Below are 24,601 nucleotides of genomic sequence, written 5' to 3' on the forward strand. Positions count from 1 at the left end.
GTCGTAGGAAGTTAAGGTTTCAGGAACGCAAGGATGCGTATGTAGGCTTGTGGCAGGCGATGCATCGGTCCGAGATTGAGCGCACCGAAGAAGCCGCTCTACATGTGGGGCACTGGGTTGCTCGATGCGAACTCGTGGCTCCACATCCGGTACGCCTAGCGGTTAGCACGCTGGTTGGCACAGACCCCGGATCACCTGAACGCACGGCCGCCGTGCAAAATGTACTGCATGTTATGCGAAAGGACTTAGGAATCTCCGAGTAGCAAGCGTAGGATGGGTGCTCGCACCCATCACCCCTCAATTCTCCAACATCCAACCGTCCAAATGATGGGTGGAATCACCCATCCTACGGCTCTCCGAATTTCCCTACGGTGACACCACCACTCCACTCCGGATCAACTCGACCCGCGCGGATATCGCGGTGGATTGACGAATACGGCCAATCGGTAGGATGCTCCACCAACCCATGTTTAACCGGATTACCCCAACAATATGCCATGTGATTGCGGTAATCCCGTTCGTCCCGAATGCAATGCTCCCAAAACCTGCGTTGCCAAATCCCGCGCTCCCGTTTGACAATCTTCGACCCGCTTCGCGGACCAATCTCTCCCGTGATCCGTACAAATCGGCTTTTGATCAATCGCCAACGAGTCGAATAATCCGCGTCCCCCGGTGGCATAGTCCAAACCGCGTGCAGGTGGTCAGGTAACACAACGAAAGCATCGCACCAAAATGGCCGCTCCCGCTGTGTCGCCGCAAAGGCAGAGCGCAGGTGCGCGACTTCTCGTATCAACAGATCTGACGAGCGGTCGGCCAATGAAACCGTGAAGAAGTACTTGGCACCCGGAATTCGAACACGAAGATAGTTTGTCATGTGAGCAATAATCCGCAGGTACGGTTACCAATTCATTTACAACACCATTGGATGTGCTGCCGGATCACACACTGCCCCTTGCCACATCCCCACCCCAATGCCATATCTACAGCGCTAACGTTTTTCTATTTCGACCTACTGTCTCCTTCTACGGCGCTCAGTCTATCGATCCAGACAACGACGCCGGGCTGCCGCATCTACGTGGGCAGCACTAAACAGGAGACAACGGATATGCCCGCAGGCACCGTAAAATGGTTTAACACCACCAAAGGCTACGGCTTTATCGCGCCCGAAGATGGCGGCAAAGACATCTTCGTACACATCTCGGCTGTCGAGCGTTCGGGCCTGACCGGCCTGGCCGACAACCAGAAAGTCACGTACGAGCTGCGCTCGGGTCGTGACGGCCGCGAAAGCGCCGACAATATCGAGCTGGCCTAAGCTTTTGAAAGGGCCAAGCATTCCTTGGCCCTTTCCTTTCCCACGCCTCAGAAGGGCGCCCATGTCCGGCCCGATAGTGTGGCCCGGCGATGACATCAAACTTTCGTTATTTTTGCCCGGCGATTGACCAAATCAGCTATCATTCCGACATTAGAGTTAAGTTTTTACTGTTTTGTTGAAGAGAGCTGCCATGTTCACGCGCCGTATATTCCTGACATCAACTGCCGCCGCTAGCCTAGTGCCCGGCGTTGCAATGGCTAAGAAAAAAGCTGTTGAATACGATCCCACGCCGCAATTCGTTCGGATCAAGAAACAGTTCCAACCCGGTCAACTGCTGGTCGCGCCTCGGTCTTTCTACCTGTACTACGTGACCGAGCCACGTAAGGCGATCCGCTATGGCGTCGGGGTCGGCAAGGCCGGATTGGAGTTTACAGGCACCGCCACCATCGACGTCAAGAAAGAGTGGCCGACCTGGCGCCCGACCGACGAGATGATCGAGCGCGAGCCCATCACTTACGCCCGGTTCAAGGACAATGACTATGTCCAACCCGGCGGCGGCGACAATCCGCTGGGTGCGCGGGCGCTGTACTTGTTTCAGAACGGCGTCGATACCTATTTCCGCATTCACGGCACCACGCAGCCGCAGACCATTGGTCACGCGGTTTCAAACGGGTGCATCCGCATGCTGAACGAGCATGTGATCGACCTGTATGAGCGTGTGCCGATCGGAACCGTCGTCACCGTCGTCTAATCACTTCTGGGTGGCGTTAACCAACTCCAGAACATACGGGCCGAGGCTTTCAACGATCAAAGTGACGCCCTCGGCATTCGGGTGAATGCCGTCCGGCTGCATATAGCGGCGGGCGGCATCCGGGTCGCTTTCGGCGGTCAGACCGGTGAAGAAACTGGGGGCATATGCCGTGCCATACGCCGCGGCCAAATCGGGATAGATCGCGTCGAAAGCTGCTTTGTATTCAGCCCCGTAATTCCCAGGCGCCCGCATCCCTACCAACAGCACGTCGACACCCGAGGCCTCTGCCGCCTGAACAATCGCCTCAAGGTTGGTGCGCGACACAGCCGGGTCGATCCCCCGCAACAGGTCGTTTCCACCCAGCGCCACGATCATCGCGTCCACATCCGGCGTCAGCGTCCAATCCACCCGCGCAGCGCCACCTGCCGTGGTATCACCGGACACACCCGCATTGATCAGGCGCACCTCAGCACCTTGTGCCCGCAGCCACCGATCCAGCTGAGGCACGAAACCATCCTGCTCGGGCAGCCCGTAACCTTGGGTCAGAGAATCCCCCAATGCGGCAATCACCACCTGCTCAGCTGTGGCCGCAAAGCCGCAGCAGACAAACACCACCAGCATCAAAACCTTGCGCAACATCCGAACTGCTCCATATCCGAATAGACTGATCCCACTTGGAAAGACCTATGACGACACCTGTCCTTGCGCTCCAAAATGCCGCTTTGTCGCTGGATGGCAATGCCGGGCGGGTGAATATCCTGCGTGACATCACTCTGTCCGTCGCGCGGGGGGAAACGTTGGGGCTGATTGGACCTTCCGGATCTGGCAAATCCTCACTGTTGATGCTTATGGGCGGTCTAGAGCAGGCAACGGCTGGCAAGATCACTGCCCTTGGCCACGATCTGACCGACATGGGCGAAGATGCATTGGCCCGCTTCCGGCGCGATACGATGGGGGTGGTGTTTCAGAACTTCCACTTAATTCCTACCATGACCGCACTGGAGAACGTGGCGACACCGCTGGAATTAGCCGGGCACCGCGATGCGTTTGACCGGGCCGAGGCGGAACTGGATGCGGTTGGCCTCTCGCATCGTCGCGATCACTATCCGGCACAGTTGTCGGGCGGCGAGCAACAGCGGGTAGCGCTGGCGCGGGCTTCTGCTCCGCGACCACAGATCCTGTTGGCGGACGAACCTACCGGCAATCTGGACGAAACAAACGGGGCGGCCATTGTCGACCTGCTGTTCGGCCTGCGCGACAGGCACGGTGCAACGCTGGTTCTGGTGACCCATAGCCACAGCTTGGCCCGAAAATGCGATCGGGTGGTGCGCCTGAGGGACGGAACCATCGCCGAAGACGTTCAGCAAGAGGCCGCGGAATGAGCTTGCGGCTGGCCGCTCGTCTGGCGCGTCGAGAACTGCGCGGCGGGGTGCGTGGATTTCGCGTGTTCATCGCCTGTCTGGCGTTAGGTGTTGCCGCCATTGCAGCCGTTGGGTCTGTACGATCCGCGATTGAGGCCGGGCTGGCGCAGGAAGGCGCGACGATGCTGGGTGGCGATGCGCAGATGGAATTCACCTATCGCTTCGCTAGTGAGGGCGAAAGACAATGGATGGAACAAGCCGCGACAGACGTATCCGAAGTGGTCGATTTCCGATCTATGGCCGTTGTTCGGCAGGGGGAGGAAGCGCAACGCGCGCTAACGCAGGTAAAGTCTGTTGACGCGGTCTACCCGTTGCTGGGCACCCCCGTTTTGGAGCCGGACCAACCCCTGTCGACGGCTCTGGGTGGCAAACAAGGCCTGCCCGGTGCGGTCATGGACCCTGTATTGATTGACCGGCTGGGCCTGTCTGTCGGAGATCGGTTCGCCCTCGGCACCCAGGAATTTATCCTGACCGCAGCACTCGTCCACGAACCGGACGGGGCCGCTGATGGGTTTGGGCTGGGGCCACGTACGCTGGTCCGCACCGAAGACCTGCGGGCTTCGGGCCTGCTGGCGGCGGGCACGTTGTTTGCAACCAAGTACCGGCTGAATTTACCACCCGAAACCGACCTCTCTACCCTGTCAGCCGTAGCCCGGCAGAGTTTCGACGGCACAGGAATGCGCTGGACTGATGCCCGTAACGGTGCGCCGGGTATTGCCGAATTCGTCGCTCGCCTCAGCGCCTTTCTGGTTCTGGTCGGGCTGTCAGGGCTGGCCGTTGGCGGCATTGGCGTATCGGCTGCTGTTCGCGCTTATCTGGCGCAGAAAACCGAAACAGTCGCCACTCTGCGCACGTTGGGCGCGGATCGCGCGACGATCTTTCAGACTTATATGATCCAGATTGGCGTTCTGTCCGGCATCGGCATCATTCTGGGCCTTGCACTGGGCAGAGTGTTGCCCCTTTTGCTCGCCCCAGTGATCGAGGCTCGCCTTCCCGTTCCGGCGGTTTTCACGCTGTACCTTCGCCCACTGGCCGAGGCCATGCTGTATGGCGTGCTCACCGCCTTTCTGTTCACGCTCTGGCCCCTGGCCCGGACCGAGGAAGTCCGTGCAGCGACCCTTTTCCGCGACGCGCTAACTTCGACACGCGCCCTGCCCCGTCCGGTGTTCATCGTGGCGACAGCTATCGGGCTGGCATTGTTGATTGCAGCGGCGGCTTGGTTCAGCGGTTCAAGCCGCCTGACGCTGTGGACCAGCGGCGGGTTGGTGGGCGCGCTGCTCCTTTTATCCCTATCCGCGCTGGCAATCCGAAAACTGGCCCGTGTCGGCACCACTATGGCTCGTGGCCGTCCGGCCTTGCGATGGGCGTTGTCGGCCATCTCTGACCCTCGTGAAGGAGCGGCTTCAGTGGTGCTGTCATTAGGGCTGGGCCTGTCCGTCCTGGCCGCCGTCGGCCAGATCGACGGTACCTTGCGCAGTGCAATCTCGGTGAATTTGCCGGACGTGGCCCCATCCTATTTCTTTGTCGACATCCAAAAAGATCAAATGGCCGGGTTCACCGACCGGCTGGACTCCGATCCTGCCGTCACCCGCGTCGAAAGCGCGCCGATGCTGCGCGGGATCATCACCCAGATCAACGGACAGGCCGCGCGAGAGGTGGCCGGTGACCACTGGGTGTTGGATGGCGATCGAGGTGTCACCTATTCCATCATCCCCCCAAAAAACGCTCGTATCACCGCCGGGGAATGGTGGGCCAAAGATTACACGGGCACACCACAAGTCAGCTTTGCCGCGGAAGAGGCAGAGGAAATGGGCCTAACCTTAGGCGACCATCTGACAGTGAATATCCTGGGCCGCGATATCACTGCCGAGATCACGTCACTGCGCGAAGTCGACTTTTCGACCGCTGGTATGGGCTTTGTCATGTCGATGAACCCTTCTGCTCTGGCCGGAGCCCCACATAGCTTTATCGCCACGGTCTATGCCGAGGAACAGGCCGAGGCCGCCATTTTGCGCGATCTTGCAGGCCAGTTTCCCAACATCACCGCAATCCGGGTGCGCGATGCAATCGACCGAGTCTCAGGTCTGCTGGCCGGGCTGGCAGCAGCAACGTCCTATGGCGCAGGCGTGTCCCTGCTGACCGGATTTCTGGTTTTGATAGGGGCAGCCGCAGCAGGGGAAGCCTCACGCAACTATGAATCCGCGATCCTCAAGACATTGAGCGCGGACCGTCAACGGATATTGCTCAGCTTCGCCCTGCGCTCGGTCTTTTTGGGCGCGGCAGCAGGTAGCGTTGCCTTGCTGGCTGGCATATTAGGAGGTTGGGCCGTAGCCACTTACATATTCGATATCGGGTTCACGGTTATCTGGACCTCGGCCCTGAGCATCATTCTGGCCGGAATCCTTGTGACACTGGGCGCGGGTCTTGTCTTTGCCCTGCGTGCACTGGCCGCCCGTCCGGCCCGCATCCTGCGCGCCGCCGACTAGCGGACGCAGGCCACGGGTTGCAGGATTTGCAAAAGCCGATCATTGTCGCAAACCAGCGCGTCTAGCGTAATCTCGTCCAGCGAGGCATAGAACACCTCAGCCGCGTCCTGAAGGGCCAGCCGCAACCGGCAAGCATCCGTCAGGGGGCAAGTGTTGTCAGCATCAGCAAAACATTCAGCTATTGGCAGGTTGCCCTCGACATGGCGGAATACCGATCCGATACGGATCTGATCCGCCGCGCGTGCCAAAGTCATGCCGCCGTTACGGCCCCGCTGAGTGCTCAGATAGTTCAACTGGCTCAACTGGTTGATCACCTGCGCCAGATGGTTCTCCGAAATATTGCATACATCCGCAATCTCGGCTTTTGTCACCAACCGATCCTGATGGGCGGCGCAGTACATCAACAGGCGCACCGCTATGTTTGTCCGTTTGGTAATCCGCATAGTGACCTCCCTAACTTGAACACGCGACCTTATTGCATGTCCGGCAAAAAAGCGGTTTGACATACATCAATCGCTCTCAAAGGATTTGAACCCCATGGCTGACCCCTATTTCTTTGGCTATGGCAGCCTCGTGAACCTTGCGACCCACGATTTTCCCGATCCTCATCCGGCCCGGCTGAAAGGTTGGCGCCGCGCCTGGCGACACACCGACCTACGCCCGGTGGCTTTTCTGACCGCGGTGCCGGACCCGGATTGCGAGATCGAAGGGATGATCGCCCACGTTCCCAAAAACGACTGGGCGGCGCTGGATGAACGGGAATGGGCCTATGATCGGGTTCCAACCACGCAATCGATCACACATCCCCTGACCCATGATGTCGAAATTGCTGTCTATGCTGTGCCGCGCGATCGCCAGAACGACCCGACCAACCGCCATCCCTTGCTGCTCAGCTATATCGACGTGGTTGTGCAGGGCTATCTGCGCGCCTTCGGAGAGGACGGTGCGGATCGTTTTTTTGCCACAACAGACGGATGGGATGCACCAATCCTGAACGACCGGGCCGAGCCACGATACCCCCGCCACCAACAGCTGAAACCCACCGAGACCCAGTTCGTGGATGACCGCCTGAAGCGCCTGTCCGCGCCAATCGTTCAGACCGCATGAAAAAGGCGGGGCCACCTGACCCCGCCTCAATGAATTGGTATTCCTGCGATCAGCCGCGCGCGCGGATCACCTGAAGCAGCGGCAGCAGGGTCGCCATTTCCGGACCACGCTCCATGCCGGTCAGCGCCTTACGCAATGGCATGAACAGGCCCTTGCCTTTACGCCCCGTGGCTTCCTTTACGGCTTTGGTCCAGGTGCCCCAGGTTTCACCATCAAACGGGCCTTCGGGCAGCAGAGCGACCGCCTCTGCGATAAACTCACGATCCTCATCAGCGATCAGTGGCTCTGCCCCATCCCGGCAAAGCTCCCACCAACCTTTGAGATCACCCAAAGTGGTGATGTTCTCGCGCGCCATCTCCCAGAAGGATTCCGCTAGCTCTGCCGGAACGCCCGCGTCAGCCACCGCATCAGCAACATCGGCAAGCGGCAGCGACTGGAGGTGCTTCGCAGTCAGCGGGAACAGATCCTGCACGTCGAACTTGGTTGGCGCCGCGCCAAAACGGTTCACATCGAAGCCTTCGATCAGTTCGGCCATATCCGAGCGCAGCTCGACCGGATCAGAAGACCCCAGACGCGCCATCAGGCTCAGCAGCGCCATCGGCTGCACGCCCTGTTCGCGCAGATCGCGCAGGGCCAGAGTGCCCAGACGTTTCGACAGCGCCTCGCCCTGTGGGCCGGTCAACAGCGAATGATGGGCAAAACGTGGGCACTGACCGCCCAGCGCTTCGATGATCTGAATCTGCGTCGCGGTATTGGTCACGTGGTCCGAGCCCCGCACCACGTCGGTCACACCCATCTCGGTATCGTCGACAACTGACGCAATCGTATAGAGAACCTGACCGTCACCACGGATCAGAACCGGATCGGAAACCGAGGCCGCATCGATTGAGATGTCGCCCAGAATTCCGTCAGTCCAATCGATCCGCTCATGATCCAGCTTAAAGCGCCAGACGCCATTGCCACGCTCGGCCCGCAGCTTCTCTTTCTCGGCATCCGAAAGGTTCAGAGCGGCACGATCATAGACCGGCGGCTTACCCATGTTCAGCTGCTTCTTGCGCTTCAGATCCAGCTCGGTGGGTGTTTCGAACGCCTCATAGAACCGGCCCATTTCACGCAGCTTATCGGCAGCATCGGCATAGCGATCCAGACGCTCCGACTGCCGCTCGATCCGATCCCAATGCAGGCCCAGCCATTCCATGTCCTGCTTGATGGCATCGACATATTCTTCTTTCGACCGCTCGGGGTCGGTATCATCAATACGCAGGATGAACGTACCGCCGGCCTTGCGGGCGATCAGATAATTCATCAAGGCGGTGCGCAGGTTGCCCACATGGATATAACCGGTGGGCGACGGAGCAAAACGGGTCGTGGTCATGGAGTTCTCCTGTTGGCGCGGCTCATGTCATATGAGCGCGTTTTTGTCCAGCAGGGGTTTCTGACCGAAACGCAAACCCAAGCTGCTCTGCCCTATGCCAGAAGATTGTGAACTTAACAAAAACTCACACGCAATGTTCATCCACGCAGACCATATCCCCAGGGTATACACTTGCAGGAGACTCGCACCGGGCTATTTCATCCAATGGTGTTCTGACAGGGAGAACCAAAATGACCATTAAACTCACACGCCGCGCGGCACTGGGATCAGCGGCAGCCTTGCCCTTTGCCGCCGCCACGACCCCGGTTTTGGCTGCAGGGGCTGAGACCAAAACCAACTCGACCATCGCCAAGTCCTTTACGCTGGGCGATTTTACCGTCACCACATTGCTGGACGGCAGCCTGCCCCGTGACGGTGCCAAGGAAATCTTCGGCGGAGGTGCCTCGGATGAGGATTTCACCAAGGTGTCAGCCGACAACTTCATATCACCCGAGGTGGCACAGTTCTTCTTCACCCCCACACTAGTCAATACTGGAACCGAGCTGGTTCTGTTCGACACGGGCCTCGGCCAGGGTGGCATTCAGGCCGCGCTCGCGGATGCTGGTGTTACGCCAGACCAGATCGACGTTGTTGTCATCACCCACATGCACCCCGATCATATCGGCGGCATGACCACGAATGACGCGCCAACCTTCCCCAATGCGCGCTATGTCACCGCATCGCCCGAGTATAATTTCTGGGCTGCACAGGACGCAGGCAATCGCGTTGGCGACCTGGTCGCAGCCAAGGTGACGCCCTTGGCCGAAAAGATGTCTTTCCTTGAGGATGGTGGTGAGGTGACGTCGGGCATCACCGCAGTGGCTGCTTACGGTCATACGCCCGGCCACACGGTGTACCATCTGGAAAGCAACGGCCAGCGGCTGGTGCTAACGGCGGACTTGGCCAATCACTATGTCTGGTCCTTTGCCCATCCGGAATGGGAGGTTCGCTTTGACATGGACAAAGCAGCAGCCACAGCATCGCGCCGGAACGTTCTGGGAATGCTGGCGGCAGATAAGGTGCCGATGATCGGCTATCACATGCCGTTCCCCGCAGCAGGATTTGTTGAAACCCGTGGTGACGGGTTCCGCTTTGTGCCCGTCAGCTATCAGATGATGGGATAGTTCAAAATCCTGGGTCGGACCAAACTAATTAGCCACCTGCGAACCGTGAGAGGCGCAAGGCAACCGTAACACCGCAAGGCTGGCGCCTGTGGCCAAGGCCAAAACGTAAAAGCAGCGCGAACAACTCGCGCTGCTTCGATTGAAATATCCTGATTGTTAAGCCGCGCCGCGCAGCTCTGCCCATTTCTGAAGCAAAACGGCCGTCAGGCCAGCCTCCTGCGGCGAGGCTTGGCTATCGAACTGCGACTGATCGGGCAGTTCAGGAAAGGTAGCTTGGACCTTAACTGGATTCAAAGCTTCGCTGTCGTCTTTCTGAAGAAGATCGGCAATCGCAGTATCCAGCGTAGTTTCGTCCAGAACCCGCGCCTCCGACTCCATTGATTTGTATTTCAGCGGAGGGTGGAGAGACTTGTCATATTCCTCGTACATAGCAACACCAAATCATTAACTCAGACATCCAACACCATTTGCGCCACTAGTTGGTATTCGGCACCAAACCACCTGCCAATGACCCAACTGAAATGTGTCGCGGCGCCCCATGTGAGGCGCCAATTAAGCAAAAATGTGACGAAAAAATGTCGCAATTTCAAGGCGCCAGTCGCCTGGCGCTCTTAAAAGTTAATATAGTGTTCATTATTGGGAAACTATCGAACAGCTTGCGCTGCAACTGAACCCCAGTTGGAAACAGAGAATTTGAACCAAGGCGCCGTGGACAAGTCAGCTACGGTCGCGCCAGCGATTCACAATCGGATATCTGCGATCCAACCAGAACGCCCGGCTGGTCAGCCGAGTTCCGGGAGCGGACTGAAAGCGTTTGTATTCGCTGATATATATAAGGTGCTCAACCCGGCGCGCATCAGCCTCTTCGAATCCGGCTGCCACGCAATCGGCGACCGAGCCATCTTGGTCGACCAGAATATCCAGCAACGCGTCCAGAACCGGATAGTCCGGCAGGCTGTCGCTGTCCTTCTGATCTTCGCGCAGCTCCGCGCTGGGGGGCTTGTCGATGACAGACGGGCGGATCACCTCGCCTTCGGGGCCCATCATCCATTCGCGGTGATTGGCATTCCGCCAGCGGCAAGTCTCGAACACCCGCGTCTTATAGAGATCCTTGATCGGGTTATAGCCGCCATTCATATCGCCATAGATGGTGGCATAGCCCACCGCGACCTCAGATTTATTACCGGTGGTCAACAACATTTCGCCAAACTTGTTCGAGATCGCCATCAGCAACAGACCACGTAGGCGGGATTGAATGTTCTCTTCGGTCAAATCGGCTTCGCGTCCGGCAAACAGCGGCGCCAAAGTATCCGTCACCGCCGCCCGACTGTCCGAAATAGGCATATAGTCGTAGTGAACGCCCAACGCTTTGGCGACCGCCTCGGCATCACCCAGTGATGCCTGACTGGTGTATTCGGACGGCAGCATCACGCAGCGCACATTTTCTGCCCCGATGGCGTCTACGGCAATCGCCGCAACCAGCGCGGAATCAACCCCGCCCGACAGACCCAACAATGCCTTTTTGAAGCCTGTCTTTCCCATGTAATCACGCAGGGATTGCACCATTGCGCGATAATCCTGCTCCCACTCATCAGGTTGAGGCACAATCTCGGCTGGTGTGATACGCCAACCTTCATCGCTACGCTCAAGATCTACATGGGCCACGGTCTCATCAAAAACGGGCATTCGGAACGCCAGTTCGCCGCCGGGGTTCAAACCGAACGTGGCTCCGTCAAACACCTGATCGTCCTGACCGCCCACCATGTTCAGATAGATCAGCGGCAGCCCCGTCTCGACAACACGTGCCACCATGTGGTTCAGGCGCACATCGTATTTGTTGCGGAAGTAAGGCGAGCCGTTGGGGATCAGCAGGAACTCGGCCCCAGTCTCCTCAAGTGTTTCGGCCACATCCGGGTGCCAGCTGTCTTCGCAAATAGGGCTGCCGATACGCGTATTGCCAACCGAGTAAGGCCCGCCCAAAGGTCCGGCATCATAAAGCCGCACCTCGTCAAATACGGTCTCATTGGGCAAGTGGTGTTTCAATGCCTTGCTGCTGATCCGGCCGCCTTTGAGGATCAGATAGGCGTTGAACAGGCTATCGCCTTCGACCCAAGGCCCGCCGATCGCAATCGCCGGACCGTCGGCGCATTGCACAGCCAGTTCTTCGACCTTAGCCATCGCAGCCTGATGAAAGGCGGGCTTCATCACAAGATCCTGCGTATTGTAGCCGGTCACGAACATCTCGGGGAACGCCACCAGATCAGCCCCGGCCGCGCGCCCCTGCTCCCATGCGGCCAAAGCCTTGGAAGCATTACCTTCGATATCCCCCACAGTGGGGTTGAGTTGCGCAAGCGTGATGCGGAAACGGTCGGCCATTGTGCCCTCATACCCTCGTCAGTTCTATTGCCATTTAACAGATCATTGCGCGAGTGAAAGGCAAATGCGGCAAAACCCGTTGCTCTGCCCCTAAGGGTACCTTAGTTTTGCGCGGAAAGATGAATTCCGGGCAGACAGGACCGAACATGAACGCTTTCCGCATTTCCCTAGCCGCTTCAGCGATGGCACTGATCGCCGCAGGCGTCACCGCACAAAGCGGTGATGTGATCGTCGCTGATGACGATGTCGGTGGCGTCTACGAGGGTACGTTCGAAAACGGACTTCGCCACGGAACCGGCACCTACCGCCTGCCCGACGGGTTTGAGTACCAAGGCGAATGGGTAGAGGGCGAAATTCAGGGCAAGGGCACTGCACGTTATGCCAATGGCTCGGTCTACGAAGGCGATTTCGTCAAAGGCCAGCCCGAAGGGCGTGGCAAAATCATCTATCCCGATGGCGGTACCTATGACGGCGAATGGTCCAACGGCACCATAAACGGCGAAGGCATGGTCAGCTATGCCAACGGCGCGCGCTATGAAGGTGGCTTTCGGAACGCACTCCATCACGGCAAAGGTGTACTGACTGATCCCAGCGGGTACAGCTATGACGGGGATTGGGAGGATGGTGTCAAGCAAGGCATAGGCAAGATCACCTATGCCAAGGGCGGTGTTTACGAAGGTGAGATTCAGGATGGCCAACGCCAAGGTCAGGGAACCCATACATCACCGGACGGCCAAGTATATACAGGCGCATGGGTCAATGATCAGGCCACCGGGAAAGGCCGGTTGCTGCAGGCAAACGGGGATTTGTACGAAGGCGACCTGGTAAACTGGCGCCGCCAAGGGCGAGGCAAGGCAACCTACGCTAATGGCGCGACATACGAAGGGGATTATTCTGACGACCGCCGCCACGGCAAAGGCCGCTTTCTGGGAACAGACGGGTTTGACTACACCGGCGAATGGGCCGACGGCCAGATCGAGGGATTCGGCGAACTGACATATCCCGACGGGTCCACCTATATCGGCGATTTCAGCGCTGACTTGCCGCATGGCAAGGGTATGCACACTTTCTCGGGTGGTATCATCTACGATGGGGAATGGATTGCCGGAGTATTCGAAGGCACCGGCAAGGCTACATACCCGAATGGAGTCGTCTATACTGGGCAGTTCCAAAACGGCCTGAGTCATGGCACAGGCGTTCTGACATTTGCCAATGGATACCGCTATGAAGGTGAATGGTCGGAAGGCGTCAGGCAGGGCAAGGGCAAAGCCACTTTTCCCGACGGCACCGTCTATGACGGGGACTTTGTGAACGGACAGCGTCACGGTCAGGGAACCATCACCATGCCAAGCGGATACACTTACACCGGCGATTGGGCCGAAGGTAAGATCAGCGGAAACGGCATTGCAACCTTTGCGACCGGTGACGTCTATGAAGGCGGTTTCCTTGACAACAAACGCCACGGTGACGGCACGATGCGCTATGCCAATGGCGAAGAAGAATCCGGCGTCTGGGAAAACGATGCGCTCGCGACACCCAGCGAGGCAGAGACCGACCCAGCCCCCGAAACCGCCCCTGCGGAAACCAGCATTTCCGACGGCTGAACCCTGTTTGCTACCATGGCACGGGTTTTCCTGCCCAATCATAAAAGCCACCGGTATCCTCTGGGGTCAGCCTTTGAATCACAGACGTTAGATTCTCAGCAGCGGTGCTCGACGAGACGGCAGGGTGACGGCCAAAGTATTTCCGGGTGAACTCGGTTTTGACCGTGCCTGGATGTAAGGCTACGCAGATCGCCTGCTTGTGCGTTCGGGCAAGTTCAATTGCACCTGTGTGGACAATCTGGTTCACAGCCGCCTTGGACGCGCGATAACTGACCCATCCGCCCAGACGATTGTCTCCGATCGATCCGACCCGAGCCGACAGCACCGCAAAAACAGCGCGCCTATCACGGGGCAACAGGCGCGAAGCGTGACTCAGGATCAACGCGGGGCCAACAGCGTTTAACGCAAATTGGTCCATCATCGCCTGTGCCGCGAGGGTTCGGAGGGTCTTTTCAGGCTCCACCCCGTTGATCTCAAGCGCACCAGACGCAACGAAGATCAGATCGTATGGTCCCGAGATCTTATCTAGCGTGCGGTAAACGCCGTCAGGGTCGGTAAGATCAAACCCGTCGGTTGAGCGCGACAAGGTGGTTACATCCGCCCCCTGTCCTTTTAAGTACTTACAAACCGCCTGCCCGATTCCCCCCGACGCGCCAATGATCAATGCTTTTTCCATGGCGTTTCACCTAGCTGTTGGCGCGTTCGCATCAATGCCTTACCGAAAAGAAAACACCGCTTCTGCGGTTACATCGCAAATGGGTCTTTTCATTCCGCGCGAGCGATGTATAAATTCCGCCATGATCAACCGCGCAGATATCCTTGTTGCCGACACCGCCATTCGCGGTGCGTCTCTGCGTGGCCTACTGATCCTAATCCGCCTCTGAGCGTGCCATCCGGCGCGCCCGCTCAGAGGAGGACGCCCGCGCGCCAAGAGGCTTTAGGACAGAAGAAGAAAGAGATTCCCATGACCAACGTGACCGACCAAGACCGCGTCTTGATCTTCGATACCACTTTGCGCGACGGCGAGCAGAGCCCTGGCGCAACCATGACCCATAACGAAAAGCTCGAGATTGCCGAGCTGCTGGACGAGATGGGTGTAGACATCATCGAAGCTGGCTTTCCGATTGCATCGGAGGGTGACTTCAAGGCAGTCTCAGAGATTGCCCAACGGTCCAAGAACAGCCGCATCTGTGGGCTGGCCCGTGCCAATTTTGCGGATATCGACCGCTGCTGGGAAGCAGTGAAACACGCCGAGCAAAACCGGATTCACACGTTCATCGGCACCTCTCCGTTGCACCGCGCCATTCCGAACCTGACAATGGATGAGATGGCCGACAAAATCCACGAAACGGTCAGCCATGCGCGCAATCTTTGTGAAAACGTGCAGTGGTCACCAATGGACGCAACCCGAACCGAGTGGGACTACCTGTGCCGCGTGATCGAAATTGCGATCAAGGCGGGTGCTACGACCATCAACATCCCCGACACGGTGGGCTATACGGCACCGGTGGAAAGCGCTGACCTGATCAAGCGCCTGATTGAAACCGTGCCTGGCGCCGATGAGGTCGTTTTCGCCACGCATTGCCACAATGACTTGGGGATGGCGACCGCGAACTCTCTGGCCGCTGTCGCCGGGGGCGCGCGTCAGATTGAATGCACCATCAACGGCTTGGGCGAACGCGCGGGCAACACGGCTTTGGAAGAAGTCGTCATGGCCCTGCGCACCCGCAACGATATCATGCCGTGGCACACGGGCATCGACACCACCAAGATCATGCATATCTCGCGCCGCGTTGCGACGGTGTCGGGCTTCAACGTTCAGTTCAACAAGGCCATCGTCGGCAAGAATGCCTTCGCGCATGAAAGCGGCATCCATCAGGACGGCATGCTGAAGAACCGCGAAAACTTTGAAATCATGCGCCCCGAAGACATTGGCCTGTCCGGCACATCCTTGCCGCTGGGCAAGCACTCGGGCCGAGCAGCCTTGCGCGACAAGCTCGAAACGTTGGGCTATGAGGTCGGAGACAATCAACTCAAGGATATCTTTGTGCGGTTCAAGGATTTGGCCGACCGCAAGAAAGAAGTATTCGACGACGATCTGATAGCGCTGATGACGTTGGACGATAGCGATGATTACTTGCAACTGGTGTCAATGAAAGTCACGTGCGGCACCGGCGGTCAGGCCGAATCCACGGTCGAGCTTGAAATGGATGGCAAGGACATCATAGCGACCGAGCACGGCGACGGCCCGGTGGATGCAACCTTCAAGGCCATCCGGGCAATCTATCCGAACCAGGCGCACCTGCAGCTCTATCAGGTGCATGCGGTGACCGAGGGCACGGATGCACAGGCCACAGTCTCGGTGCGCTTGGAAGAGGACGGCATGATCGCAACTGGCCAATCCGCCAATACAGATACAGTCGTGGCGTCTGCGAAGGCGTATATTCATGCGTTGAACCGCCTGATCATGCGACGCGAGAAAACCGGCCCTGGTGCCGATGCGCGTGAGATCAGCTACAAAGACCTGACCTGACAAATGTGGCGGCCTGTGATTGCAGGCCGCCATTTTTACTCAATGGGTCAGGACAAACCGGCCTTTTCCACACCCTGCACGAAATGCTTCAGGTCTTCGTCCCGCGCGTAATGCAGCGTGGCGACAAGGTCATTGATCCCGATATCCGCCTGCTCTGCGCGAATAGCATCCACGTGCGACCGGGCGCGGGCCTCATTCCCCAGCCAAGCGTGGCTTGCGGCGACAAAAGCGTTTTGTACAAGATCCAGCGTTGGCAAGCGGGCGAAGTCGTCAATCGCCTGCTCATAATGCTTGCCACCAAACCGTGCCTTTCCCAGATGGCTCCAGAACCGAGCGGGATGATGCGGATTCAGGCGCATGGCTTTCTGTATCCACTCTGCTCCTTCATCGGGACGACCGGTCCACGTCAGCAGTTCACCCATCTGTACAACAACCAGATCGTAGTTCGGGTTCAGAGAAAACGCGCGCTCCTGATGATAACGCGCGCGCGCCAGGTTGTTCCGCATTATCTCGACCGCGGCCATCAAACGATGAACATCCGCGTCGTTGTCATCCATCGAGGCCGCCTTAAGGATCGCCTCTTCGCAAGAAGCCAGCATTGCATCACGATCGTCACACCAGCTGTAACCCCAGGCCTGACCCCGGATACAGCCGCTCCAAGCATGAGCATGGGCGTAGTCGGGATCAAGTTCTAAGGCCCGATCAATGAGTTTCGTCGCCTCGATATTATCTTCCCGAGTGCTGCGATGGTGCAAAACCTTTGCGGCTAGAACGCACTCATAGGCGGCAAAACTCGAAGGCTTCTTGCGTGTCAGCCCTTCTTGCTGCGACGCCTCGATCCGGCCGGGCAGAGTGGCAACCACTGCTGATATCACCTCGTCCTGAATTGTGAAAATATCGTCCAGATCGCGGTCATATTTCTCGGCCCATATATGGCCGTCGCTTTCGCTGTCGATCAATTGAACGGTCACGCGCACCCGGTTTCCCGCCTTGCGCACGCTGCCTTCCACAATGTACCGCGCGCCCAGTTTTTCACCCACGTCACGAACATTTACAGCCTGCCCCTTGTAGACAAAGCAAGAGTTGCGGGAAATCACGAACAGCTCATGCCTGCGGCTGAGTTCGGTCAGAAGGTCTTCGGTCAGCCCATCGGCAAAGAACTCCTGCTCCGTGTCCCCACTCATGTTTTCAAAAGGCAGAACAGCGATCGAAGGCTTCACAACCCTTGTCGCCTCCTGCCCGGTTGTGTTCTGTTCAAGCTCACCGGCTGGCCGCTCCAACTCGACCCGGTAGGTATGAACGGGTTGCGACAGATTCTTGAGCTTCAGATCCCCCAAATCCTGAAACTGCAATTCCAACCGGCTGAAAACCTGTTCGTGGACGGCTCCGGAAATCAGCACATCGCCTGCCTCGGCCGATTGTTCCAGTCGGGCTGCAATGTTCACACCGCTGCCAAAAATGTCTCCGTCTTCAAATATGATTTCGTCCAGATTTATACCCATGCGGAACTGAATGCGCTGTTCGTGCGGAACGTCCGCATTCCTGCGCAGCATTCGGTTTTGAACTTCGACCGCACACGTCACGGCGTCGCTGGCGCTGGGAAATTCGACCAGCATCCCGTCGCCAGTTGTTTTGATAATCGTGCCACGGTTTTTTTCGATCGAAGGGTCGATCAACTCGATCCGGTGCGTGCGCAGCCGCGCCAGCGTGCCTTGCTCGTCAATTTCCATCAAGCGGCTGTAGCCCACCATGTCGGCGGCCAGAACCGTAGCAAGTCGGCGATTCATGGCGCCCCTCCTTGCCACAATTCTAGGGCTGGGCGGTCACTTCTAACAAGGAATTTTGCAACCACATCCGATGCGCGCAATCAGCTCATCTGAATACGCCCCTAACTTGTGCTCACAGGCTCGCTAATCTTAAGAACATCGCATCTAACCTACTGGTTTCTTCGATGAAACCATACGGAGCGTTCACGACAAACATGCCTGACCCGATCATACGATGGCCTTCTCGCGCAGCAGGAAATCGCACTTCGTGGCATTCTGACTTGGGAAGATCCTGCTTTTTCAACGCTTCAATCATGGGTTCGTGCCGCCCATCAGAAAGTATGGGATACCACAAAGCCAATACGCCCACGTTCCACTTACGATGCAATTTAGCAATTGCTCCGGGCAGCCGGTCGTATTCCGATTTGACCTCATAGCTGGGATCAATCAAAAGCATTCCGCGTCGGGGGGTCGGCGGCAGCAGGGAATGCGCCAATTCATATCCGTCCTGCTTGTAAACCTTTGCGCCAAAAGGCGACATAGTCATGGACAGGGCCGCATGTTCCTGCGGATGCAGCTCGGCAAAATGCAGGCTATCCTGATCGCGCAGCAGGTTGGCCGCAATCATTGGCGACCCTGCATAGCTGTGTTCTCCGTACTGTGCCCGCACATTCTCAAGCGCTCTGGATAAAGGATGGTCTGCCGGAAACCATTTTTCGCGCAATACGCGTTCAATGCCTGCGGCGGCCTCACCGGTGCGCACCGCCTCTGCCGCGTCCAACTGGTACAGGCCGCGCCCTGAATGCGTTTCCAGATAGGTCAGCGGTTTATCTTTGCGGGTCAGATAATCCAGCACCCAAGCCAACAATGCGTGCTTTTGCACATCCGCCAGATTACCGGCGTGGTAAATATGTTGATAAGAGAGCATTTTGCCTTCTAAAGTCCCTGTCATAAAGGCGGAAAGGTGCTGATTGTCGCGGAATCAGCCCTTTTACCGGACGTGCTGGCACCCTATAAGTCATCCGTCCCGGAACCGTCGAGTCGCGGGCAGTAGAAAAACCGACATACAGGATCAGGGGAAACATGGGGATCTTTGGCAATCTGGGCGGCCTGTTCACAGCGGACATGGCCATCGACCTTGGGACAGCGAACACGCTGGTTTATGTCAAAGGGCGCGGTGTGATCCTGTCTGAGCCGTCTGTGGTGGCCTACCACGTCAAGGACGGCGTGAAAAAAGTTCTGGCCGTGGGTGAGGATGCCAAGCTGATGCTGGGCCGGACCCCCGGTTCCATCGAAGCGATCCGCCCGATGCGCGAAGGCGTGATTGCGGACTTCGACACCGCCGAGGAAATGATCAAGCATTTCATCCGCAAGGTGCACAAACGCTCGACCTTCTCGAAGCCGAAGATCATCGTCTGTGTTCCTCACGGAGCGACACCTGTCGAAAAGCGCGCGATCCGTCAGTCGGTTCTGTCCGCAGGTGCGCGGCGTGCTGGCCTGATTGCCGAACCCATTGCTGCAGCCATTGGCGCGGGCATGCCGATTACCGACCCGACCGGCAACATGGTTGTCGACATTGGCGGCGGCACAACCGAAGTGGCCGTCCTGTCGCTGGGCGATATCGTCTACGCCCGCTCGGTCCGCGTAGGTGGCGACCGTATGGATGAAGCCATCATCTCGTACCTGCGTCGCCAACAGAACCTGCTGGTTGGTGAATCCACCGCAGAACGCATTAAGACCACCATCGGCACCGCTCGGATGCCTGACGACGGCCGCGGTCAGTCGATGCATATTCGTGGGCGCGACCTGCTGAATGGTGTGCCCAAGGAAATCGAAATCAGCCAAGCTCAGGTCGCCGAAGCCTTGTCAGAGCCGGTTCAGGCCATCTGCGAGGCAGTCATGACAGCGCTTGAGACCACGCCACCCGATCTGGCCGCCGACATCGTCGACCGTGGTGTGATGTTGACAGGTGGTGGCGCGCTGCTGGGTGATCTGGATCTGGCGCTGCGCGAACAGACCGGGCTGGCCGTATCAATTGCCGATGAAAGCCTGAACTGTGTGGCTTTGGGCACCGGCAAGGCACTGGAATACGAAAAACAGCTGCGCCACGCGATTGACTACGAAAGCTAAGGCGCGCACCCTCTAAGGGTCAACACTCGGGCACGAGCAGCACGGGAAGGTAACCTGTGGCAAAGGACCGATCACAGCGGGACGAATACACCACCCCATTACGCCGCCTGCTATTGGGGATCGTTGTGTTATTCCTGGTTGGCATTTTTCTGGTCTGGCGTATCGACAGCCCGCGTGTGGAACGGTTCCGCGCGCAAGTGGTGGATACGGTCGTCCCGTCGATGGAATGGGCGATGGTGCCAGTCACCGCGGTGGTCAATCTGGTGCGCGATTTCCAAAGCTATCAGCGCCTGAGCGAACAGAATCAGGAATTGCGGAGCGAGCTGCGCCTGATGCGCGCCTGGAAAGAGGCCGCATTGCAGTTGGAGCAGGAAAACGCCCGACTGCTGGACCTCAACAATGTACGCCTTGATCCACGCTTGACCTATATCACCGGAGTTGTGATGGCCGATAGCGGCTCGCCATTCCGGCAGTCGGTTCTGCTGAATGTGGGGGAACGTGACGGCATCACCGATGGCTGGGCCACGATGGACGGGATCGGTGTGGTCGGAAGAATCTCGGGTGTGGGCCCGGATACGGCACGGGTGATCCTGATGACCGATGCCTCAAGCGCGATCCCTGCGACCATCCAGCCCTCGGGCCAGACCGCTCTGATCACCGGTGACAATACACCCGCACCAGCGGTCGAGTTTTTGGAGAACCGCGAATTGGTCCGCCCCGGCGACCGAGTCGTAACCTCGGGTGATGGTGGCGTGTTTCCCGGCGGCTTGTTGATCGGCCAGATCACCGCCGACCCCGGTGGCCGTTTGCGGGTGCGTCTGTCCGCGGATTTCGAGCGGCTCGAATTTCTGCGGGTTCTGCGGTACCAGTCGGCCCCCCGCATTCAGGACCCCGGCGATATAGTAGGGCCCAGACAGCCCGCCGCCGCCCTTCCGCAGGTGGAGGTCGGTGATGGGTAGTCAGTCCTCACAGTTGTGGTCCAAGCGTGGCCTTTACCTGTTTCTGGCTATTCTCATCCTGTTCCTGCACCTTCTGCCGCTCGATACAAAACCGGATCGTTGGCCGTTTCCCGAACTGCTGATTGCCCTGACCTTTGCCTGGGTGCTTAGGCGACCCGAATTTGTGCCGACCCTTCTGGTGGCCGTTGTGATGCTGATGGCCGACCTGTTGCTGCAACGCCCACCCGGCCTATTGGCGGCGCTGGTGGTTCTCGCAACAGCCTATCTGCGTTCTTCGGCGTTCGGGCTGCGGGATTCGGGCTTCATCGGAGAATGGTCGACTGTTGCCGTGGTGATCACAGCAGTTTTCATGTTGAACCGCGTCATTCTTGCTATTCTGTCGGTGCAACAGGCGGCACTGGGGCCGGTAATGATACAAGTGTTTCTGACAATTGCGATTTATCCTTTGATCGTTCTGCTCAGTCAGAAGGGATTCGGTGTTCGCCGTGTATCCCCCGCAAATACCGGTGCATTGGGGGCGCAGTGATGAAACAGCGCAAAACCAAAGCCCAAGGCCTCGCCTATAAGCGCTTGCCTCGTAGGGCGTTGATCCTGGGCGGCCTGCAAGCCGCCTTTATCGGCGGACTTGCCGCCCGGATGCGATTCATGCAGGTGGATCAGGCCGACGAATACCGCCTGCTGGCCGAAGAAAACCGGATCAACATTCGGCTGATCCCTCCGACCCGAGGCCGAATCTATGACCGGAACGGGCAGATCATCGGCCAGAACTCACCCTCGTATCGCATCGTCATGGTGCGCGAGGATGCGGGTGACGTGGATGAGGTCATCACCAAACTCTCAGAGCTGATCCCACTAACCGAGGATGAAATCGAGCGCGCCAAAACGGAAATGCGCCGCTCGGCCCCGTTCTTGCCGGTCACACTGGCCGATCAGGTCACGTGGGAGGATATCTCAAAAGTTGCCGTCAACGCGCCTGCCCTTCCGGGCGTGATCCCCGAAGTGGGGCAAACCCGCCAATATCCAAGGTATGAGGATTTCGCCCATGTGGTCGGCTATGTCGGCCCGGTCAGCGATTATGACCTCAGCCAGATCGAAGACCCCGAACCGGTGTTGCGTATCCCGCGGTTCCAGATCGGCAAGGTCGGGCTTGAGGCAAAGCAGGAAATCAGTCTGCGCGGCAAAGCTGGCGCCAAACGGGTCGAGGTCAACGCCACCGGCAGGGTGATGCGCGAACTGGACCGGCAAGAAGGCGAGGCCGGTGCTGATCTGCAATTATCAGTCGACGCCGATCTGCAGCAATACGCTCAGGCTCGACTGGCCGGGGAAAGCGCCGCCGCGGTTGTGATCGACTGTGAAACCGGCGATATTCGCGCCATCAGTTCAGCCCCCAGTTTCGATCCAAACCTGTTTGTGCGCGGCATCTCGGTCGCTGATTATCGGGCGCTGACTCAGGACAATTACCGCCCGCTGGCCAACAAGACGGTGCAGGGCACCTACCCCCCAGGCTCGACCTTCAAGATGATCACCGCCATGGCGGCGCTTGAGGCCGGGGTGATCGGGCCGTCCAACACGGTGTATTGCCCCGGCCACCTAAAGGTGGGCAGCCGCCGCTTTCACTGCTGGAAACGCGGCGGGCATGGGACCGTTGATCTTAATCTGTCACTCAAACGCAGCTGCGACGTTTACTATTACGACGTGGCGCTGCGCACTGGGATCGATAAGATTTCTGAAATGGCGAACACCTTTGGGCTGGGCGTCAAACACGACATCCCGATGTCTGCCGTTGCAGCCGGGTTGGCCCCGAACCAGGAATGGAAAGAACGCGTCCACGGCGAAGGCTGGCTGGTCGGCGACACAGCGAATGCTTCGATTGGTCAGGGCTTCATGCTGGCCTCACCCCTGCAACTTGCTGTCATGACAGCGCGAATCGCCACGGGGCGCGCTGTTAAACCACGGTTGGTGCGGTCCGTGAACGGTGTTGAGCAACCTTCGGGCGCTGGTGAGCCATTGGCCGTCGACCCGAACAACCTGGAACACATTCGCAACGCGATGTTCTCGGTTTCAAACGACAGGGGCGGCACGGCTTATCGCAGCCGCATCATTGCGGATGACCTGCGCATGGCGGGCAAGACCGGCACCAGCCAGGTGCGCAACATCACCAAGGCCGAACGCGCCGCCGGTGTGATCCGCAATGAAGACCTGCCATGGGAACGTCGCGACCACGCGCTGTTCGTCAGCTTTGCCCCCTATGACAACCCGAAATACGCCGTGGCGGTGGTGGTGGAACATGGCGGCGGCGGATCTAAGGCCGCAGCCCCGGTCGCGCGCGATATCATGCTGCAGGCTCTGTACAACGGCACGCCTCCACTTGAAGCCTACCCCGTCGCCGATCGAGAGCGCATCAAAGAACAACAAAAACTGCTTGAGGGTGACCGCCGCCCCAAAGCGCGTCCGACCGAGAAAGACCGCGCATGAGCTATCTTGAATACGCCGTCAAATCCACGCCATCGGGGTTTCGCAAGTTCCTGTATATGAACTGGCCGTTGACCCTGTTGCTGATCAGCGTCGCCAGCGCCGGGTTCCTGATGCTGTATTCGGTGGCGGGCGGATCATGGACCCCTTGGGCCGAGCCGCAACTGGAACGTTTTGGTTTGGGCCTGACGGTCATGTTCATCATCGCGCTGGTGCCGATCTGGTTCTGGCGCAACATGTCTGTGGTTGCCTATCTCGGATCAATCGTTCTGCTGATTTTTGTGGAGTTATTCGGCACCATCGGCATGGGTGCCCAACGCTGGATCGACCTTGGGTTCATGCGCCTGCAACCGTCCGAAGTGATGAAGGTTGCACTGGTGATGGTGCTGGCCGCGTATTACGACTGGCTGCCGTCGCACAAGACGTCCCGCCCGCTATGGGTGTTGATCCCGGTGGCCCTGATCCTGATCCCCACGGCCATGGTTTTGAAACAACCTGATCTGGGCACCTCGATCCTGCTGCTGGCAGCGGGTGGAGGGCTGATGTTCCTGGCCGGTGTCCACTGGGCCTATTTCGCCGCTGTGATCGCCGCCGTGATTGGCCTGATCGCTACTGTTTTCAACAGCCGCGGGACCGAGTGGCAGTTGCTTAAGGATTACCAGTTCCGACGGATCGACACGTTTCTGGATCCTTCAACGGACCCTCTTGGTGCGGGCTACCACATCACGCAGTCCAAGATCGCGCTGGGATCAGGCGGCTGGAACGGGCGTGGGTTCATGCAGGGCACACAATCGCGGCTGAACTTCCTACCCGAGAAACACACCGATTTCATCTTTACAACGCTGGCCGAAGAGTTCGGCTTTGTTGGCGGTATTACCCTGCTGACCCTCTATGGCCTGATCCTGATCTTCTGTCTGGTTACGGCGCTTTCGACCAAAGATCGGTTTTCGTCGCTGGTTACGCTGGGCATCGCGCTGAACTTTTTCCTGTTCTTCGCGGTCAACATGTCAATGGTCATGGGCTTGGCCCCTGTGGTGGGTGTACCTCTGCCGATGGTCAGCTATGGCGGCTCAGCCATGCTGGTTCTGATGGCAGCCTTCGGGATTGTCCAAAGCGCCCATATCCATCGCCCCCGCTAATTTGAAA

Annotated in this window: 22 protein-coding genes; 13 read left to right on the top strand and 9 right to left on the bottom strand. The window is 58.3% G+C overall.

Annotated elements, in window-relative coordinates:
* Positions 1-346: 346 nt before the first annotated feature.
* Positions 347-874 carry an REP-associated tyrosine transposase gene (locus ACR0D7_RS09345; protein WP_480678778.1) on the bottom strand — a complete coding sequence of 176 codons (528 nt, stop codon included), beginning with the start codon at positions 872-874 and terminating at the stop codon, positions 347-349.
* Positions 875-1,105: 231 nt separating this feature from the next.
* Here ACR0D7_RS09345 and ACR0D7_RS09350 point away from each other — a divergent pair, with 231 nt between their 5' ends.
* Both ACR0D7_RS09350 and ACR0D7_RS09355 read left to right on the top strand, forming a co-directional pair.
* Positions 1,106-1,312: a cold-shock protein gene (locus ACR0D7_RS09350; RefSeq protein WP_170378838.1), complete on the top strand. Its 207-nt coding sequence runs from the start codon at positions 1,106-1,108 to the stop codon at positions 1,310-1,312.
* A gap of 190 nt (positions 1,313-1,502) precedes the next feature.
* Positions 1,503-2,063 carry a L,D-transpeptidase gene (locus ACR0D7_RS09355; RefSeq protein ID WP_480678779.1) on the top strand — a complete coding sequence of 187 codons (561 nt, stop codon included), beginning with the start codon at positions 1,503-1,505 and terminating at the stop codon, positions 2,061-2,063.
* Here the strand turns inward: ACR0D7_RS09355 and ACR0D7_RS09360 are convergent, their stop codons facing one another.
* On the bottom strand, positions 2,064-2,702 hold the full coding sequence (locus ACR0D7_RS09360; RefSeq protein WP_480678780.1) for an arylesterase: 639 nt from the start codon (positions 2,700-2,702) through the stop codon (positions 2,064-2,066). It lies immediately after the preceding gene.
* Positions 2,703-2,749: 47 nt separating this feature from the next.
* Between ACR0D7_RS09360 and ACR0D7_RS09365 the strand changes: the two genes are divergently transcribed.
* Both ACR0D7_RS09365 and ACR0D7_RS09370 read left to right on the top strand, forming a co-directional pair.
* Entirely contained in the window at positions 2,750-3,445 is a 696-nt protein-coding gene (locus tag ACR0D7_RS09365) for an ABC transporter ATP-binding protein (RefSeq protein WP_480678781.1), read from the top strand.
* Positions 3,442-5,970 carry an ABC transporter permease gene (locus tag ACR0D7_RS09370; protein ID WP_480678782.1) on the top strand — a complete coding sequence of 843 codons (2,529 nt, stop codon included), beginning with the start codon at positions 3,442-3,444 and terminating at the stop codon, positions 5,968-5,970. The genes ACR0D7_RS09365 and ACR0D7_RS09370 overlap by 4 nt, the downstream gene beginning before the upstream one ends.
* Here the strand turns inward: ACR0D7_RS09370 and ACR0D7_RS09375 are convergent.
* Complete coding sequence (locus ACR0D7_RS09375) at positions 5,967-6,413, bottom strand: RrF2 family transcriptional regulator (RefSeq protein ID WP_480678783.1); 447 nt, start codon at positions 6,411-6,413, stop codon at positions 5,967-5,969. The genes ACR0D7_RS09370 and ACR0D7_RS09375 overlap by 4 nt on opposite strands.
* Before the next feature lie 94 nt (positions 6,414-6,507).
* On the opposite strand from ACR0D7_RS09375, the gene ACR0D7_RS09380 reads away from it, so the two are divergent.
* Positions 6,508-7,077, top strand: coding sequence for a gamma-glutamylcyclotransferase family protein (locus ACR0D7_RS09380; protein ID WP_480678784.1), 570 nt, complete (start codon positions 6,508-6,510; stop codon positions 7,075-7,077).
* Between the two features lie 49 nt (positions 7,078-7,126).
* Here ACR0D7_RS09380 and gltX read toward each other — a convergent pair whose 3' ends face one another.
* Entirely contained in the window at positions 7,127-8,452 is a 1,326-nt protein-coding gene (gene gltX / locus ACR0D7_RS09385; RefSeq protein WP_480678785.1) for a glutamate--tRNA ligase, read from the bottom strand.
* A gap of 230 nt (positions 8,453-8,682) precedes the next feature.
* On the opposite strand from gltX, the gene ACR0D7_RS09390 reads away from it, so the two are divergent.
* The gene (locus tag ACR0D7_RS09390) at positions 8,683-9,615 is read left to right on the top strand and encodes an MBL fold metallo-hydrolase (protein ID WP_480678786.1); all 933 of its coding nucleotides are present in this window, start codon (positions 8,683-8,685) and stop codon (positions 9,613-9,615) included.
* Between the two features lie 156 nt (positions 9,616-9,771).
* Here the strand turns inward: ACR0D7_RS09390 and ACR0D7_RS09395 are convergent, their stop codons facing one another.
* Both ACR0D7_RS09395 and ACR0D7_RS09400 read right to left on the bottom strand, forming a co-directional pair.
* Positions 9,772-10,044, bottom strand: coding sequence for a hypothetical protein (locus ACR0D7_RS09395; protein ID WP_480678787.1), 273 nt, complete (start codon positions 10,042-10,044; stop codon positions 9,772-9,774).
* Positions 10,045-10,332: 288 nt separating this feature from the next.
* The gene (locus ACR0D7_RS09400; RefSeq protein WP_480678788.1) at positions 10,333-11,991 is read right to left on the bottom strand and encodes an NAD+ synthase; all 1,659 of its coding nucleotides are present in this window, start codon (positions 11,989-11,991) and stop codon (positions 10,333-10,335) included.
* A gap of 146 nt (positions 11,992-12,137) precedes the next feature.
* Here ACR0D7_RS09400 and ACR0D7_RS09405 point away from each other — a divergent pair, with 146 nt between their 5' ends.
* Positions 12,138-13,595 carry an MORN repeat-containing protein gene (locus ACR0D7_RS09405; RefSeq protein ID WP_480678789.1) on the top strand — a complete coding sequence of 486 codons (1,458 nt, stop codon included), beginning with the start codon at positions 12,138-12,140 and terminating at the stop codon, positions 13,593-13,595.
* A gap of 10 nt (positions 13,596-13,605) precedes the next feature.
* Here ACR0D7_RS09405 and ACR0D7_RS09410 read toward each other — a convergent pair whose 3' ends face one another.
* Positions 13,606-14,271, bottom strand: a complete 666-nt coding sequence (locus tag ACR0D7_RS09410; RefSeq protein WP_480678790.1) for an SDR family NAD(P)-dependent oxidoreductase — start codon at positions 14,269-14,271, stop codon at positions 13,606-13,608.
* Positions 14,272-14,559: 288 nt separating this feature from the next.
* Here ACR0D7_RS09410 and ACR0D7_RS09415 point away from each other — a divergent pair, with 288 nt between their 5' ends.
* Complete coding sequence (locus ACR0D7_RS09415) at positions 14,560-16,128, top strand: 2-isopropylmalate synthase (RefSeq protein WP_170385978.1); 1,569 nt, start codon at positions 14,560-14,562, stop codon at positions 16,126-16,128.
* A 47-nt stretch (positions 16,129-16,175) separates the two neighbouring features.
* Here the strand turns inward: ACR0D7_RS09415 and ACR0D7_RS09420 are convergent, their stop codons facing one another.
* Together ACR0D7_RS09420 and ACR0D7_RS09425 are read right to left on the bottom strand one after the other, a co-directional pair.
* Complete coding sequence (locus ACR0D7_RS09420) at positions 16,176-17,915, bottom strand: adenylate/guanylate cyclase domain-containing protein (RefSeq protein ID WP_480678791.1); 1,740 nt, start codon at positions 17,913-17,915, stop codon at positions 16,176-16,178.
* 112 nt (positions 17,916-18,027) lie between these two features.
* Positions 18,028-18,822: a 23S rRNA (adenine(2030)-N(6))-methyltransferase RlmJ gene (locus ACR0D7_RS09425; protein WP_480678792.1), complete on the bottom strand. Its 795-nt coding sequence runs from the start codon at positions 18,820-18,822 to the stop codon at positions 18,028-18,030.
* 155 nt (positions 18,823-18,977) lie between these two features.
* Between ACR0D7_RS09425 and ACR0D7_RS09430 the strand changes: the two genes are divergently transcribed.
* From ACR0D7_RS09430 to rodA, 5 genes are read left to right on the top strand one after another with little or no spacing between them, the layout of a single operon-like run.
* Complete coding sequence (locus ACR0D7_RS09430; RefSeq protein WP_008756832.1) at positions 18,978-20,024, top strand: rod shape-determining protein; 1,047 nt, start codon at positions 18,978-18,980, stop codon at positions 20,022-20,024.
* A gap of 56 nt (positions 20,025-20,080) precedes the next feature.
* A complete protein-coding gene (gene mreC / locus ACR0D7_RS09435) occupies positions 20,081-20,983 on the top strand; it encodes a rod shape-determining protein MreC (RefSeq protein ID WP_480678793.1) in 903 nt (300 codons plus the stop codon).
* A complete protein-coding gene (locus tag ACR0D7_RS09440) occupies positions 20,976-21,509 on the top strand; it encodes a rod shape-determining protein MreD (RefSeq protein ID WP_480678794.1) in 534 nt (177 codons plus the stop codon). The genes mreC and ACR0D7_RS09440 overlap by 8 nt, the downstream gene beginning before the upstream one ends.
* Positions 21,509-23,458, top strand: a complete 1,950-nt coding sequence (gene mrdA, locus ACR0D7_RS09445) for a penicillin-binding protein 2 (RefSeq protein WP_480678795.1) — start codon at positions 21,509-21,511, stop codon at positions 23,456-23,458. Before ACR0D7_RS09440 ends, mrdA begins: the two co-directional genes overlap by 1 nt.
* The gene (rodA, locus tag ACR0D7_RS09450; protein WP_170573939.1) at positions 23,455-24,594 is read left to right on the top strand and encodes a rod shape-determining protein RodA; all 1,140 of its coding nucleotides are present in this window, start codon (positions 23,455-23,457) and stop codon (positions 24,592-24,594) included. The genes mrdA and rodA overlap by 4 nt, the downstream gene beginning before the upstream one ends.
* Positions 24,595-24,601 lie beyond the last annotated feature (7 nt).

This window comes from Ruegeria sp. BB7, assembly GCF_056539365.1.

Excerpts from the sequence above, each read along its gene's own strand:
- ACR0D7_RS09345 (WP_480678778.1), bottom strand. The coding sequence starts at position 874 with ATGACAAACTATCTTCGTGTTCGAATTCCGGGTGCCAAGTACTTCTTC.
- ACR0D7_RS09350 (WP_170378838.1), top strand. The coding sequence starts at position 1,106 with ATGCCCGCAGGCACCGTAAAATGGTTTAACACCACCAAAGGCTACGGC.
- ACR0D7_RS09355 (WP_480678779.1), top strand. The coding sequence starts at position 1,503 with ATGTTCACGCGCCGTATATTCCTGACATCAACTGCCGCCGCTAGCCTA.
- ACR0D7_RS09360 (WP_480678780.1), bottom strand. The coding sequence starts at position 2,702 with ATGTTGCGCAAGGTTTTGATGCTGGTGGTGTTTGTCTGCTGCGGCTTT.
- ACR0D7_RS09365 (WP_480678781.1), top strand. The coding sequence starts at position 2,750 with ATGACGACACCTGTCCTTGCGCTCCAAAATGCCGCTTTGTCGCTGGAT.
- ACR0D7_RS09370 (WP_480678782.1), top strand. The coding sequence starts at position 3,442 with ATGAGCTTGCGGCTGGCCGCTCGTCTGGCGCGTCGAGAACTGCGCGGC.
- ACR0D7_RS09375 (WP_480678783.1), bottom strand. The coding sequence starts at position 6,413 with ATGCGGATTACCAAACGGACAAACATAGCGGTGCGCCTGTTGATGTAC.
- ACR0D7_RS09380 (WP_480678784.1), top strand. The coding sequence starts at position 6,508 with ATGGCTGACCCCTATTTCTTTGGCTATGGCAGCCTCGTGAACCTTGCG.
- gltX (WP_480678785.1), bottom strand. The coding sequence starts at position 8,452 with ATGACCACGACCCGTTTTGCTCCGTCGCCCACCGGTTATATCCATGTG.
- ACR0D7_RS09390 (WP_480678786.1), top strand. The coding sequence starts at position 8,683 with ATGACCATTAAACTCACACGCCGCGCGGCACTGGGATCAGCGGCAGCC.
- ACR0D7_RS09395 (WP_480678787.1), bottom strand. The coding sequence starts at position 10,044 with ATGTACGAGGAATATGACAAGTCTCTCCACCCTCCGCTGAAATACAAA.
- ACR0D7_RS09400 (WP_480678788.1), bottom strand. The coding sequence starts at position 11,991 with ATGGCCGACCGTTTCCGCATCACGCTTGCGCAACTCAACCCCACTGTG.
- ACR0D7_RS09405 (WP_480678789.1), top strand. The coding sequence starts at position 12,138 with ATGAACGCTTTCCGCATTTCCCTAGCCGCTTCAGCGATGGCACTGATC.
- ACR0D7_RS09410 (WP_480678790.1), bottom strand. The coding sequence starts at position 14,271 with ATGGAAAAAGCATTGATCATTGGCGCGTCGGGGGGAATCGGGCAGGCG.
- ACR0D7_RS09415 (WP_170385978.1), top strand. The coding sequence starts at position 14,560 with ATGACCAACGTGACCGACCAAGACCGCGTCTTGATCTTCGATACCACT.
- ACR0D7_RS09420 (WP_480678791.1), bottom strand. The coding sequence starts at position 17,915 with ATGAATCGCCGACTTGCTACGGTTCTGGCCGCCGACATGGTGGGCTAC.
- ACR0D7_RS09425 (WP_480678792.1), bottom strand. The coding sequence starts at position 18,822 with ATGCTCTCTTATCAACATATTTACCACGCCGGTAATCTGGCGGATGTG.
- ACR0D7_RS09430 (WP_008756832.1), top strand. The coding sequence starts at position 18,978 with ATGGGGATCTTTGGCAATCTGGGCGGCCTGTTCACAGCGGACATGGCC.
- ACR0D7_RS09440 (WP_480678794.1), top strand. The coding sequence starts at position 20,976 with ATGGGTAGTCAGTCCTCACAGTTGTGGTCCAAGCGTGGCCTTTACCTG.
- mrdA (WP_480678795.1), top strand. The coding sequence starts at position 21,509 with ATGAAACAGCGCAAAACCAAAGCCCAAGGCCTCGCCTATAAGCGCTTG.
- rodA (WP_170573939.1), top strand. The coding sequence starts at position 23,455 with ATGAGCTATCTTGAATACGCCGTCAAATCCACGCCATCGGGGTTTCGC.